Origin of the sequence: Actinomadura sp. 21ATH (assembly GCF_041951345.1) — a bacterium.
Taxonomy (GTDB): Bacteria; Actinomycetota; Actinomycetes; order Streptosporangiales; family Streptosporangiaceae; genus Spirillospora.
This window is the reverse complement of record NZ_JBGNUR010000002.1, coordinates 1,144,285-1,157,778: the sequence shown is the minus strand read 5'-3', so window position 1 is coordinate 1,157,778 and position 13,494 is coordinate 1,144,285. Positions and strand designations below refer to the sequence as shown.

The 13,494-nt window shown below is 73.4% G+C and carries 11 protein-coding genes; 5 read left to right on the top strand and 6 right to left on the bottom strand.

The features are described from left to right. Positions 1-13 precede the first annotated feature (13 nt). The 3 genes from ACA361_RS11665 (at position 14) to ACA361_RS11655 (ending at position 4,028) form a co-directional block, all read left to right on the top strand. Positions 14-730, top strand: a complete 717-nt coding sequence (locus ACA361_RS11665; protein WP_375011876.1) for an IclR family transcriptional regulator — start codon at positions 14-16, stop codon at positions 728-730. Between the two features lie 273 nt (positions 731-1,003). Continuing rightward, positions 1,004-2,005, top strand: a complete 1,002-nt coding sequence (locus tag ACA361_RS11660; protein ID WP_375011875.1) for a PRC and DUF2382 domain-containing protein — start codon at positions 1,004-1,006, stop codon at positions 2,003-2,005. 241 nt (positions 2,006-2,246) lie between these two features. After that, positions 2,247-4,028, top strand: coding sequence for a glycoside hydrolase family 3 protein (locus ACA361_RS11655; protein WP_375011874.1), 1,782 nt, complete (start codon positions 2,247-2,249; stop codon positions 4,026-4,028). A gap of 79 nt (positions 4,029-4,107) precedes the next feature. Here ACA361_RS11655 and ACA361_RS11650 read toward each other — a convergent pair whose 3' ends face one another. From ACA361_RS11650 to ACA361_RS11625, 6 genes are read right to left on the bottom strand one after another with little or no spacing between them, the layout of a single operon-like run. Then, a complete protein-coding gene (locus ACA361_RS11650; protein ID WP_375011873.1) occupies positions 4,108-4,983 on the bottom strand; it encodes a polysaccharide lyase family protein in 876 nt (291 codons plus the stop codon). Positions 4,984-4,986: 3 nt separating this feature from the next. Then, positions 4,987-6,576: an alkaline phosphatase D family protein gene (locus ACA361_RS11645; protein ID WP_375011872.1), complete on the bottom strand. Its 1,590-nt coding sequence runs from the start codon at positions 6,574-6,576 to the stop codon at positions 4,987-4,989. A 31-nt stretch (positions 6,577-6,607) separates the two neighbouring features. Then, complete coding sequence (locus tag ACA361_RS11640; protein ID WP_375011871.1) at positions 6,608-7,426, bottom strand: carbohydrate ABC transporter permease; 819 nt, start codon at positions 7,424-7,426, stop codon at positions 6,608-6,610. Then, positions 7,423-8,427, bottom strand: a complete 1,005-nt coding sequence (locus ACA361_RS11635; RefSeq protein ID WP_375011870.1) for a carbohydrate ABC transporter permease — start codon at positions 8,425-8,427, stop codon at positions 7,423-7,425. Before ACA361_RS11635 ends, ACA361_RS11640 begins: the two co-directional genes overlap by 4 nt. Positions 8,428-8,449: 22 nt before the next feature. After that, the gene (locus ACA361_RS11630; RefSeq protein WP_375011869.1) at positions 8,450-9,739 is read right to left on the bottom strand and encodes an ABC transporter substrate-binding protein; all 1,290 of its coding nucleotides are present in this window, start codon (positions 9,737-9,739) and stop codon (positions 8,450-8,452) included. Continuing rightward, on the bottom strand, positions 9,732-11,090 hold the full coding sequence (locus ACA361_RS11625; RefSeq protein ID WP_375011868.1) for a Gfo/Idh/MocA family protein: 1,359 nt from the start codon (positions 11,088-11,090) through the stop codon (positions 9,732-9,734). Before ACA361_RS11625 ends, ACA361_RS11630 begins: the two co-directional genes overlap by 8 nt. Before the next feature lie 147 nt (positions 11,091-11,237). Here ACA361_RS11625 and ACA361_RS11620 point away from each other — a divergent pair, with 147 nt between their 5' ends. Next, entirely contained in the window at positions 11,238-12,377 is a 1,140-nt protein-coding gene (locus ACA361_RS11620; protein ID WP_375011867.1) for an ROK family protein, read from the top strand. A 53-nt stretch (positions 12,378-12,430) separates the two neighbouring features. After that, positions 12,431-13,438, top strand: coding sequence for an endonuclease/exonuclease/phosphatase family protein (locus ACA361_RS11615; protein ID WP_375011866.1), 1,008 nt, complete (start codon positions 12,431-12,433; stop codon positions 13,436-13,438). Positions 13,439-13,494 lie beyond the last annotated feature (56 nt).

Genomic DNA, 13,494 nt, shown 5'->3' with positions numbered 1-13,494 from the left:
CTAGGTTGGTGGAATGAGCACGGTCAAGCAGGTGCGCTCCGTCCGCAACGCCTGCGCGCTGGTCGAGGCGATCGCCGCCGGGCAGCCGGTGGGCGTGAGCGAGCTGGCGCGCCGTACGGGGCTGGACAAGAGCGCCGCGCACCGGATCGCGGTGACGCTGCACGAGGCGGGCTGGATCAGGCCCGCCGCCGGGCCGGCCACCCGGTGGGAGCTGGCGCCCGCGTTCGTCGGGCTGGCCCGTGCGGGCGGCGCCGCCAGCCTGGCCGCGGCGGCGCGCCCCCTCATGGAGCGGCTGCGCGACGACAGCGGTGAGACCGTGCTGCTGGCCGTGCGGGACGGGGACCGGCTGGTCGTCGCCGAGGCGGTCGAGAGCCGCCGGCCGGTACGGCTGAGCATGGCCCCCGGCGCGGACATGCCCGTCCCGGGGAGCGCGGCGGCGCGGGCGATCGCCGCGCACCTGCCGGCCGGCGAGGTGGCCCGGCTGCGCGCCGTCCACCCGGGGTTCGACGGCGATGCCGCGCTGGAACGGGTCCGCGGCCGGGGCTGGTCCACCAACGACGAGGAGGTTCAGGAGGGGGCCAGGGCGGTGTCGGCCGCGCTGCTCGGCCGCGACGGCTACCCGCTCGGGGCGCTCGTCGTGTGCGGCCCGAGCGACCGCATGCCCCCCGCGCGGATGCGCGAATGCGGCGAGCTGGCGGCCGCCGCCGCGGCCGCGTTCGCCCCCGAATGACGCCCGCAATGCCGTGTTTACCCTGGTCACGATCGGAAACACAGGTAGTAGTCAGACAACTCCGGTACTTCGGTATCCGGGGTACGGGTACGGGGGAAGCCCCGCTCAGTGGGGGTACGCGCCGCGGCACGCCGCCGCGGGTCCGGCCTGGGGAGCCCTGACCCGTCGCGCACGGCGCCGGACCGGGTCAATGGAGACGGCAGCACGTCCGCCCGCGCGCGGACGGGGTCCGCCCGCCCACAGTCACGTTCAGTGGAAGCAGGGGTGTTTCGCGTGCAGACGCAGACGAACGTCAAGGAGCTGATGGACTGCGATGTGACCGACAGTTCCGGTCACAAGTGCGGGACCGTCAAGCAGGTGTATCTCAACGACGTCACCGGCGAGCCGGAATGGGTCCGGGTGCACACCGGGTGGTTCGGGACGAGGGAGAGCTTCGTCCCGCTGTCCGACGCGCGCCGTACCCGCGACGGGCTCCAGATCCCCTACGACAAGGACAAGGTCAAGCACGCGCCGAACGTCGACGCCGACCAGCACCTGTCGCGGGAGCAGGTCACCGACCTGTACGGCTACTACGGGCTCCGGCCGCCGACGGGGCGGCAGCCGAACGTGCCGGGGCAGCAGCCGCGCAGGGAGACCGGGGAGGCCAGAGGGACCAAGGAGAGCAAGGAGGCGCTGCGCGGCGGGCCGGTGGCCGGTGAGCAGAGCGCCCGCGAGCACGGGACGACCCGCGCGACGCCCACGGCGGGGACCACGTCCAGGACCGACCGGATGCAGACCTCGCAGGGCAAGGTGGCGGGGGAGCGGACCATGGCCGGGGACCGGTCGATGGCCGCCGACAGGACGGCCGACGACGGCATGGTCGAGATGACCCTGTCGGAGGAGCGGCTGCGGGTCGGCACCGAGCGGCACGAGGCCGAGCGGGTGCGGCTGCGCAAGCGCGTCGAGGTCGAGCGGATCGAGCGGACCGTCCCCGTCTACCGCGAGGAGCTGCGGATCGAGCGCGAGCCGATCGCCGAGGGCGAGCTGGGCGACGCCGCCGGCCGGTTCCGGATCGGCGAGGACGAGCGGGAGTTCATCCTGCACGAGGAGCGCCCGATGATCACCAAGGAGACGGTGCCGGTCGAGCGGGTCCGGGTGCGCGCCGAGCGCATCGCGAGCGAGCAGACCGTCCGGGACGAGATCCGCAAGGAGCGGATCGACTTCGCCCACGAGAGCGACGCCGCCGGCCGCCGGCGCGGCCAGGGCGGCGAGTCGGGCCGGCACGAACGCAGGTGACCCGAGGCGCGCGGGCCCCGGCCGGAACCGGCCGGGGCCTCTTCATGCTCACCGGCGACATCGGTGGCCACGGGCCGTCATAGGGCGTCACGGGTCGCCTGGGGTATTGCCGCGGCGCCCTGGACGCTCTACTTTGCGTTTGTTGGGGGGGAAGACAAATTGGCCCGATGAGCCCCTAGCGGAGGCGATGATGCACCGCAGCCCACCCCGGTCCCTGGTAGTCGGCCTGACGGCGGCGCTCGTGCTCGCCGGAACGGGCGGCAGCGCGACCGCGGAGACCGCCGCCCACCTCGATCCGAAGCGGCCCGTCCACGATCGGGTGGAACGGCTGCTGGACCGCATGACCCTGGACGAGAAGATCGGCCAGATGACGCAGGCGGAGCGCGGCAGCGTCACCGCCGGTGACGTCACCGCCTACCGGCTGGGCTCGCTGCTGTCCGGCGGCGGCTCGGTGCCCACGCCGAACACGCCCGAGTCGTGGGCGGACATGTACGACGGCTTCCAGCGCGCCGCCCTCGCCACCCCGCGGCGGATCCCGCTGATCTACGGCGTGGACGCGGTGCACGGCCACAACAACGTGGTCGGCGCGACGATCTTCCCGCACAACATCGGCCTCGGCGCCGCCCGGAACCCGGAACTGGTCCGCCGGATCGGCGCCGCCACCGCCGAGGAGGTCACCGGCACGGGCCCGGACTGGAACTTCGCCCCCTGCGTGTGCGTGGCCCGCAACGACCGCTGGGGCCGTACGTACGAGTCGTTCGGCGAGATCCCCGAGCTGCCCGCGCAGATGACGACGGCCGTCAGCGGGCTCCAGGGGCCGCGGCTGGGCGGGCCGGCGTCCGTGCTGGCCACCGCCAAGCACTACGTCGGCGACGGCGGGACGACCGGCGGCGTCGACCAGGGGAACACCGAGATCTCCGAGGCGGAGCTGCGGAGGATTCACCTGCCCCCGTTCCAGGCGGCGATCAGGCGCGGCGCCGGCTCGGTGATGATCTCCTTCAACTCGTGGAACGGCGTCAAGGCGCACGGCCACCGGTACCTGATCACCGACGTGCTGAAGAAGGAGCTGCGCTTCTCCGGCCTCGTGGTCTCCGACTGGAACGGGATCGACCAGATCGACGGGCAGCCCGGCTTCACCGCGGCCGAGGTCCGCACCTCGATCAACGCGGGCATCGACATGGTGATGGTGCCGAACGACTGGAAGCGGTTCATCGAGACGCTGAAGGCCGAGGTCGAGGCGGGCCGGGTGCCGATGTCGCGGATCGACGACGCCAACCGGCGCATCCTGACCAAGAAGGTGCAGCTCGGGCTGTTCGAGCGGCCGCTGGCAGACCGCCGCTACCTGCGCACGGTCGGGAGCGGGGAGCACCGCGAGCTGGCGCGCCGGGCCGTCGCCGAGTCCCAGGTGCTGCTGAAGAACGAGGGGAACGTGCTGCCGCTCGACCGCCGCGACGGCAGGATCTTCGTGGCCGGCAAGAACGCCGACGACATCGGCAACCAGAGCGGCGGCTGGACGATCACCTGGCAGGGCTCGTCCGGCGACATCACCCCGGGGACGACGATCCTTGAGGGCATCCGGCAGACCGCCGGCAAGCGCGGCACGGTGACGTACAGCAAGGACGGCAGCGGCGTCGACGGCTCCTACGACGCGGCCGTGGCGGTGGTCGGCGAGACCCCGTACGCCGAGTTCATGGGCGACCGGCCCGGCGCGATGGGGCTGGACGCCGAGGACCTGGCGACGCTCCAGCGGCTGCGCGCGTCCGGCGTGCCGGTGGTCGTGGTGCTGGTCTCGGGCCGCCCGCTGGACGTCTCCGCCCAGCTCCCGCAGTGGAACGCCCTGGTCGCGTCCTGGCTGCCCGGCACCGAGGGGCGGGGCGTGGCGGACGTGCTCTTCGGCGTCCGGAAGCCGACCGGGAAGCTGCCCGTGACGTGGATGAAGGACGTCGGCCAGCAGCCCATCAACAAGGGCGACGGCAAGGACCCGCTGTTCCCGTTCGGGTACGGCCTGACGTACCGCCGGTAGGCGCGGCGGGGACGGCCCGTCCGTGAACGGGCCGTCCCCCGCCGTCCCCCGCCGTTCCGCCGGCCGGGGCCGGGCGTTGTCAGCGGGCGAAGATGCCCAGCGCGTCGTACACGTGCCAGGAACCGGCCTGCTTGTCGATCGTCAGCACGTTCTCACCGGCCTTCAGCGCGGCGGCGGGCAGCGGCAGCTCCACGTACGAGGGCTTCAGCGGGGTGCCGGGAAGCGTCGCGTCCCCCTCCAGGGAGCCGCGCGTCCCGCCGAACTCCAGCTCCACCTCCCGCACGGGCGTGCCGTTGAGGGCGAGCTTGACCGTCCCGGGAAGGGAGGCGTGGGTGTCCACGAGCCAGACGGCCAGCCACGTCTCCCCGGACGGCACCTCGTCCAGGGGGAACCGGAACGTGGCGCGGCTCGGCCGGCCGCCCGCCCACGAGTCCGCCGGGCCCGGCTGGATGTAGGCCCAGTCGTTCCCGGGGGTGCTCTTCCCGTACGTGTAGTCGGGCCCGTCGCCGAACCGCGCGCGGTACTGGGCGTAGCCGTTGGGCGCGAGCGCGAGTTCCAGCGACCGGTGGTCGAAGTTCCCCACCGTCGCCAGCGCCCGGCCGGCGACGGTGACGGACTCGACGCTGTGGGCGGAGAGCGCGGCCGAAGGGCGGCTGCGGTTGCCGGCGGCGTCCACCGTGACGACGCGGTAGTGCCAGTCCTGCCGCGCGCCGCCCATGCGGTCGTGCACGAAGTACCCGTACACGGTCTTGCCGACGAGGGTGCCGGGACCGATGCCGAAGCCGGCCGAGCGCGCGCCGTAGATCGCGTAGTGGTCGACGAGCGGCGCGTACGCCTCGCCCTTCCACGACAGCCGGATCCGCCCGATCCCGGACTCGGCGCGCAGCGCGTGCACCGGGCGGGGGCGGCGGGCGGCGGCGCCCAGGCCGAGGGCCGAACGGCGGGTGACGGTCATGGCTCAGACCTCTCGGTTCAGGCCGGGCCGGCCGGCCTCGGTGACGAAGCGCGCCGCGGTGCGGACCGGGGCGCCGGGGCGGGTGACGTACTCCACGGTCCGGAACTCGGACGTGAGCCGCTGCGGCGTCAGCGCGCAGCTCACGTACCCGCGGCGGGCGTTGTAGAGCTTGACGTGCGGGTTGCCCAGCCAGACCCGGGCCAGCGAGTCGGTCTCGCCGCCGTCGCCGTCCGAGCCGATGGAGCCGGTGACCAGCTCGGTGCCGATCGTCTTCGAGCCGGGGTCCTTGAAGTCGGCCTTGAGGTCGGCCGCGACATGGCGGTGGATGTCGCCCGACAGCACCACCGGGTTCGCGATCCCGTGCCGCTCCAGCGCCGACCACAGCCGCTTCCGGTTGGCGGGGAAGCCGTCCCACATGTCGTTGCTGTACAGCTCGCCCGCTCCCGTGTCGCGGTCGATCTCGGCGACGACGACGCCGCTGCCCAGCAGGTTCCACGTGGCGTCGGACCGCCCGAGGCCGTCGTACAGCCACTTCTCCTGGCGGGCGCCCAGGATGGAGCGCTCGGGGTCGTGCCGCTCGGGCGAGTTGTCGGTAACGGCGCCCGCGGGGTAGGTGTCGCGGTACTGCCGGTTGTCGAGCATGTCGATCTGCGCGAGCCGCCCCCACCGGTAGCGGCGGTACAGGTCCAGGTCGGGCCCCTCGGGGCGCATGACGCCGCGCAGCGGGAGGTTCTCGTAGAACGCGCGGTACGCCACGGCCCGGCGCCGCAGGAAGTCCGCCGGCGGGACCCCCGTCTCCGACCAGTCGCCGGCGTGGTTGTTCTGGACCTCGTGGTCGTCGGTGGTGAAGATCCAGGGCGCGACGGCGTGCGCGGCCTGGAGGTCCGGGTCGGTCTTGAAGAGGGAGTAGCGCAGGCGGTGCTGCTCCAGCGTGTTGATCTCGACCGCGTGTTCCGGCCCCGGCAGCGGGACGCCCTGCCGCCACATGTTGGCCGCGGTGATGCCGTACTCGTAGATGTAGTCGCCGAGGAAGAGGACCATGTCCGGGTCCTCCCGGGCCATGTGCTGGTACGCGGTGAAGTGGCCGTGGTACCAGGCCGCGCACGACGCCGTCGCGAACCGGAACGAGTCCGGCGTCGACCGCGGGTCGGGCGCCGTGCGCGTCCGCCCGGCCGGGCTGACCTCCGTACCGGCGCGGAAGCGGTAGAAGTACTCCCGCCCCGGCCGCAGCCCGTGCACCTCGGCGTGCACGGAGTGGGCCAGCTCCGGCGTGGCGAGGGCCTGCCCCCGCTTGACGACGCGCTTGAACCCGGCGTCCTCGGCGACCTCGTACCGGACCGTGAACGGGCGGAGCGGCATCCCGCCGTGCCCGTCAGCCGCGAGCGGAACGGGCGCGAGCCGCGTCCAGAGGACGAACCCGTCGGGCAGCGGGTCGCCGGACGCGACGCCCAGCGTGAACGGGTCGGCCGGGACCTTGCCGCCGGCGTTCTCCTCGGCGGCGGCGTGGCCGGTGCCGGCGGCGAACGCGGCGGCGCTGACGCCGGTCATCGCCAGGAACGTCCGCCGTCGCGGTGCGGGCAGGGGTGATCTCATGCGGCGCTACTCCAGGGGGAGGGGGTGACCACTACTTCAGGCCGCCGGAGGTGAGGCCGGCGACGATGCGGCGCTGGAAGGCCAGCACCACGAGCACGAGCGGCACGGTGACGATCACCCCGGCCGCCATCTGGGTCCCGAACGGCTGGTCGTAGCCGTGCTGGCCGGTGAACTGCGCGACGATCACGTTGGCGGTCTTCATCGTCTGGTCGTTCACCATGGACACCGCGATCAGGTACTCGTTCCACGCCACCACGAACGTGATGATCGCCGTGGTGAACACCCCGGGCGCGGCCAGCGGCAGGATGATCTTCCGGAACGCCTGGCCGGCGGTGCAGCCGTCCACCATCGCGGCCTGCTCCAGCTCGAACGGCAGCCGCCGGAAGAACGCCGTCAGGTTCCAGATCGCCAGCGGCAGCGCGAACGACAGGTTCGGCACGACCATCGCCTGGTAGCTGTTGATCCACCCGATATCGGTGAACAGCTTCAGCAGCGGGACGATCAGCAGCGCCCCCGGGAACATCGAGGTCGACACCACCAGCGCCAGCACCAGCCGCTTGAACCGGAACCGCAGCCGGGCCAGCGCGTACGCGGCCGCCGTCCCGACGACCAGCGTCAGCACGGTGGTGGTCCCGGCGACCACCACGCTGTTGCCGAGCGCGCGCAGGAAGCCGTTGCCCGGCTGGAAGACGGCTCGGTAGTTCTCCAGCGACAGCGGGTTCGGCAGCACCGACATGTCGAGGACGTCGTTGGGCCGGCGCAGGCTGGAGACGACCATCCAGTAGAACGGCAGCAGGCAGAACACCGCCATGAGGACCGGCGACAGCCGGTCGGTCCACCGCCGGATCACTTCTCGTCCTCCTCGCCGATCATGTCGGCGCCGAGCAGCCGTACGAACACGTACGCGGCCAGCGCGATGTAGAGGAACAGCACGGTCGCGGTCGCGGCGGCGGGCCCGTACCGGAGGTTCATCGCCTCGTCCCAGGCCAGCTGCGACAGCGTCTCGACCGACGGCTTGCGGGTGCCGATGAGCACCTGCGGCAGGTCGAACATCCGCAGCGCGTCCATCATCCGGAACATCACCGCGACCAGCAGCGACGGCATGACCAGCGGCAGCGTCACGTTCCGGAACCGCTGCCAGGCGCCGGCGCCGTCGACGCGCGCGGCCTCGTACACCTCGTCGGGGATCACCTGGAGGCCGGCCAGCACCAGCAGCGCCACGAACGGCGCGGTCTTCCAGGTGTCGGCGATGATGACCGCGAACTTCGCCTCCAGGCCGTCCGCGGTCCACAGGATCTCCCGGCCGAGCACCGCGTTCGCGACGCCGTCCGCCGAGAAGATCCACCGCCACAGCAGCGCGGAGATCGCGGTCGGGATCGCCCACGGCACCAGCACGCTGGCCCGGAAGATCCCGCGGCCGCGGAACGCGCGGTGCATCAGCAGCGCCATCGCCAGCCCGATCACCGTCTCGATCGCGACCGTGGTGACGGTGAAGAACGTGGTGTTCCACAGCGCCGTCTGGAACCGGCCGGACCCGATGAGGGCGGTGTAGTTGGCCAGGCCGCTGAAGCGCTCGGCCTCCACCACCAGCCCGTCGGCGTCGAGTTCCTCGCTGGTGCGGTGCAGCGAGTCCCAGATGGCCGCGACGATCGGGAACGCGATCACCACGGCGAGGACGGCGAAGGTGGGGGACAGCAGCAGGGCGGCCAGCCGGCCCTCGCCGCCGCGGCGCCGCTTCCGGGCGGGCCGTCCCCGGCCGGAACCCTCGTGGCCGGCGGGAGCGGCCCCGGCCGGGGACGTGACCGGCGGGCCGGCGGGGTCCCGGCCGGTGCCGGTGGTCAGCTCGTTCATCAGTGGGAGGTCCGGTCGGCGGTCAGTCGGTCAGGCCCGACAGGGCGGCCTGGAGGTCGGTGGCGGCCTGGTCCACGCTCTTCTTCCCGGTGATCGCGGCGGTGACGTGGTCCTGAACGGCGGCGGTCACCTCGCTGTACTTGACGACCACCGGGCGCGGCTCGGCCTGCTCCAGGGCCTTCTTCATGATCGGGAAGTAGGGGTACTGCTTCACCAGCGCCGCGTCGTCGTACAGCGCGGTCCGCGACAGCGGGAACGACTGCTCCTTGTTGTACTCGCGCTGCACGTCGAGGCCCACGATGTACTGGATGAAGTCGCGGGACGTCGCCTGGTTCTTGGAGAACGCCGACACCGCCAGGTTGTTGCCGCCGAGCGTGCCCGAGCCGGGGCCGTCCTTGCCGGGCAGCGGCGCGACGTCGAACCTGCCGTTCACCTTGGACGTGCCGTCCTTGGCGGCGGCCAGCGCGTACACGTAGGCCCAGTTGCGGTGGAAGACCAGCTGCCCGTCCTGGAAGGCGCGGCGGCTCTCCTCTTCCTTGTAGGTGACGCTCTTGTCGGGGATGGTGCCGCTCTCGAACCCGTCCACGAGGAACTGGAGACCGGCCTTGGCCTGCGGCGTCGCCACCTGCGGCTTGCCGTCGGCGTCGAACACCTGGCCCCCTGCCGACTGGACCGCCTCGGAGTAGTTGACGGTCAGGCCCTCGTACTTGTCGTACTGGCCCGCGTAGCAGCCGACGTCCTTGCCCTCGTCGGTCTCCTTCACCTTCGCGCAGGCGTCCCGCATCTCCGCCCAGGTCTTCGGCGGCTCCTTGACGCCCGCCGCCTCCAGCAGGTCGGTGCGGTAGTACAGGATCCCCGTCCCGGTGAGCCACGGCGCCGCGTACAGCTTGCCGCGGTACTTGCCGGTCTCCAGGGACGCCGGGACGAACGTGCCCGGGTCCAGCCTGCCCTCGTCCAGCGGCAGCACCCAGCGGCGCGCGGCGAACTCGGCCGTCCACACCGCGTCCAGCCGGACCACGTCGTACGCGTCGGACTTGATCTGCGCGTTCTGGACGAGCTGCTGCCGGGTCTGGTCGCCGTCCTCGGGCAGCTCGACGATCCGCACCTGCTCCTTGGGGTGCGCGTCGTTCCACTTCTTGACCAGCTTCTGGATGGTGCCGGTCAGGTCCTTGCCGGTGGCGAACGTGATGGGCCCGCGCCCCTCGTTGGTCGCCGGGGCCGAGGCGTCGCCGCCGTCGGACCCGCCGCACGCGCTCAGCGCCAGCGCGAGGGCCAGCGTGCCGGCCGCACCGGTCCACACTCTTCTAGTCATGGCGTCGGGATACCTTTCGCGGGGGGTTGCGGGGCGAATACTGCGGGGAGGGGGCGCCGGCCGCGTCGGCGGCGGCGTGCGGGTCGGGCACGGCGACGATCGCTCCCGCGTGGCGGGCGCGCTCGGCCGCCCACACGACGCGGTGCGAGTCGAGGCTCTCGCGCCCGCCGGAGCCGAGCGCGGCGGGGTCGCCGGCGGCCAGCGCCGCGACGAAGGCGTCGGCCAGCGCCGCGTCGGCGGCGTCGTGCCGGCCGTCGGGGCTGGCGTGGTCGGGCTCCGGCTCGAAGGTCTCGACCTCGCCGGTGACGAAGTCGCGCAGCGCGACCCGGACCCCGTCGCCCTCGATGCAGCCGGCCGAGCCGAAGATCCGGGTCTGCCGCTGCGCGTACGGGGAGAACGCCGTCACGGTGAACGTGCCGGTGGCGCCGGACGGGAACTCCATGTTCACGACCTGGTGGTCGACCACGTCGTTGTCGCAGGCGTACACGCAGCGCCCGTACGGGCCGTCGCGCAGCGCCGCGAGCACGCCCGCCTCGGTGTGGTCGGGCGTGACCGCGCCCAGCGGCCAGGTCTCCCGCTCGGGGTCGCCGAGGCAGGAGAGGTAGAGCCGGGTGGCCGAGTACGGGCAGCTCGCCTCGACCTTGCAGTCCAGGCAGCGGTCGGCGGCCCCCGCGGGGCGGTTCTCCGCCCGGAAGTGCGAGCGCCGCCCGAACGAGCCGACCCGGGACGGCCGCTCGCCCATGATGTGGATCATCCAGTCGATGTCGTGGACCGACTTGGTCATCAGCATCGGGCCCGACTCGTCCTCGCGGCGCCAGTTGCCCCGCACGTACGAGTGGGCGTGGTGCCACCAGCCGACCGGCTCCAGGTGCTGGACGGTGATCGGGGTGCCGATCCGGCCGTCTTCCAGGAGTTTCCGGATCATTCTCGTGTAGGGCGTATAACGGAGCACGTGACAGACCGCCAGCATCGTCCCGGCCCGTTCGGCCGCCGCGACCACCCGTTCCGCGTCGGCCTCGGTGGTGGCCATCGGCTTCTCCAGCAGGATGTGGTAGCCCTGCCCGGCGAGCCGCACGGCGGGTTCGGCGTGCTCGGCGTCCTGGGTCGCGATGATCGCGCCGTCGGCCAGCCGGCCGGCCGCGCCCGCCGCGACCAGGTCGGTCCAGCTCGCGAAGACCCGTTCCGGCGGGATGCGGTGCTCGGCGGCGAACCGCTCGCGGCGCAGCGGGTCCGGTTCGGCCACCGCCACCACCCTGCCGCGCGCGGTCGCGCGGATCCGGCGGGCGTAGGTGCTCCCGCGCAGTCCGGCGCCCACGACCGCGATCGTGGGTCCCCTGGTCTCGGCTGTCACCGCCCGGTCACCTGCCCTCTGAGCTCGCCTTCCGTCCCGTCCGGGACGGTGCCCGCCTTTACGAAAGTGCCTTTCGTAAGTAGGTTGGCATTAATGTCCACGGTCCGTCCGTCCCTGTCAAGGCCCTGAAACCGAGCAAGAGGTGCCGTGTCCGAAATATCCCTGCATGGGGGAGATCCCTCGGTACTCCGCCGTCTCAACTCCGCCGCCACCCTGCGCGCGCTGCGCGGCGGCGGCGAGCCGACGCTGAGCGAGCTGGCCAAGCAGGTCGGGCTGTCGCGGCCCACCACCGAAGGCGTGCTCGGCGAACTGGCCGGCCGCGGCCTGGTCACCGAGGTCGCGCCCCGCTCCGGCACCGGGCTCGGGCGCCCCGCCCGCCGCTACCGCTTCCGCGCCGAGGCCGGGTACGCGCTGGGCCTGGACATCGACGCGCACTGGGTCCAGCTGTTCGTCGCCGACCTGAACGGCGAGGTCGTCGGCTCGCACCGGGCCGACCTGGACGTGGGCTGGGCACCGCCGGAACGGCTCGCCGCCGTCCGCGCCGCCGTCAAGACCTGCCTGGCGGCCACCGGCGTCGAGCGCTCCCGCCTGTGGGCGGTGGCCGCCGGCACGCCCGGCGTCGTCACCGCGGACGGCGAGGTCGCGTTCTGCACCGTCGTCCCCGGCTGGCAGGGCCTCAACCTGGGCCGCGAGCTGGGCCGCTCGTTCCCCTGCCCGGTGTACGTGGAGAACGACGCCAACCTCGCCGCCATGGCCGAGCGCTGGCGCGGCGTCGCCGAGGACGCCGACGACGTGATCTGCGTGCTCGCCGGCCTGCACACCGGCGTCGGCGCCGTCATCGGCGGCCGGCTGCACCGCGGCCGCTGGGGCGCCGCGGGCGAGGTCGGCATGCTGCCCGAGCTGGGCCTGCGCGACACCACCGCCGCGCTGACCGGCGTCCCGACCGCCGCCGGCCGCGCCCCCGAGGGCGGCGGCGCCGCGGCCGTGCTCGCCGCCGCCCAGCACGACGACCCCGAGGCCGTCGCCCTGGTGGAGCGCCTCGCCGCCCGGATGTCCCGCGGCATCGCCGCGATGGCGCTGGCCATCGACCCCGAGATGATCGTCGTCGGCGGCGCGCTCATCCGGGCCGGCGACCGCCTGATCGACGAGCTGCGCCGCCAGGTCCGCCCGCTGTGCCTGAGCCCCACCCGGATCGAGGCGTCCACCCTGGGCGACGAGGCCGTCGGCGTCGGCGCCGTCCGGCTGGCCCTCGACCGCATCGACGAGAACCTCTTCAAACTCGACTGAACCCGGGCCCCGGAAGCCTCCGTCTCATCAGAGATCGATGAAGGGGAGGGCCGGTGGCCGTACGGGCGGAGAGCGGGCGGGACGCCGAAGGAGCCGTGGCGGGACGGCCGCGCCGGGGGTGGCTGAGCGGCGTCCTGGTGGCGGCGGTGGTGCCGTTCGCCGTCTGGGCACTGCTGCGGGCCTCCGGGTGGGAGCCCGCGTTCCGGTGGAAGCAGCTGGTGGCGTTCACGCCGTACGTCGCGGCCGCCTCGGTGGCCGTCCCGCTGGTGGCGCTGGTGCTGCGGCGGTGGTACGTCGCGACCGCGGCGCTGGTGCCGGCCGTGATGCTGGTCGCGACGGTGGCGCCGCGGGCGTTCCCCGACGATGCCCCGGCCGCGAAGGGGCCCGCCGTGCGGGTGCTGGCGGCGAACCTGCTCCAGGGGAGCGCGCCCGCGGCCGAGGTGATGGACCTCGTCCGGCGCGTACGGCCCGACGTGCTCGCCCTCCAGGAGATCACGCCCGAGGCCGCCGGCGCGCTCGACGGGGCCGGGATCGGGCGGAGCCTGCCGCACCGGGTGGTGCGGGCCGAGCCGGGGGTGACGGGCTCGGCCGTGTACGCGCGGTACCCGCTCCAGGAGCAGCCGATCATCCACATCGGCTTCGGCCAGGCGCGGGCCCGGGTGGCGGTTCCCGGGGCGCCGCCGGTCGAGGTGGTCTCCGTGCACCCGTGCGCGCCCACGTACCCGGAGAACGAGGCGTGCTGGGAGGCGGGGCTGCGGGCGCTGCCCGCGGCGGACACCGGCGGCCCGGTACGGATCCTGGCCGGTGACTTCAACGCCACCCTCGACCACGCCGAGATGCGCCGGATCCTCTCCACCGGCTACCGCGACGCCGCCGACGCCACCGGCCAGGGCCTGCGGGCGACCTGGCCGGACGGCGCCGGCGGCCGGGACCTCCCCGGCGTGGCCCTAGACCGGGTGGTGGCCGACCGCCGCGTGGCCGTCCGCGGCTTCGGCGTCCACCCGCTGCCGATGACCGACCACCGCGCGGTGCATGCCGAACTCGTCCTGCCAGGACGTTGACTCGTGGCGTGTCCGCCTCCGGCGGCCGCGCGGGAGGCGAGACACGCCACGAGGCG

Coding starts and splice junctions, on each gene's coding strand:
- ACA361_RS11665 (WP_375011876.1), top strand. CDS start 14: ATGAGCACGGTCAAGCAGGTGCGCTCCGTCCGCAACGCCTGCGCGCTG.
- ACA361_RS11650 (WP_375011873.1), bottom strand. CDS start 4,983: ATGACCGTCACCCGCCGTTCGGCCCTCGGCCTGGGCGCCGCCGCCCGC.
- ACA361_RS11645 (WP_375011872.1), bottom strand. CDS start 6,576: ATGAGATCACCCCTGCCCGCACCGCGACGGCGGACGTTCCTGGCGATG.
- ACA361_RS11635 (WP_375011870.1), bottom strand. CDS start 8,427: ATGAACGAGCTGACCACCGGCACCGGCCGGGACCCCGCCGGCCCGCCG.
- ACA361_RS11630 (WP_375011869.1), bottom strand. CDS start 9,739: ATGACTAGAAGAGTGTGGACCGGTGCGGCCGGCACGCTGGCCCTCGCG.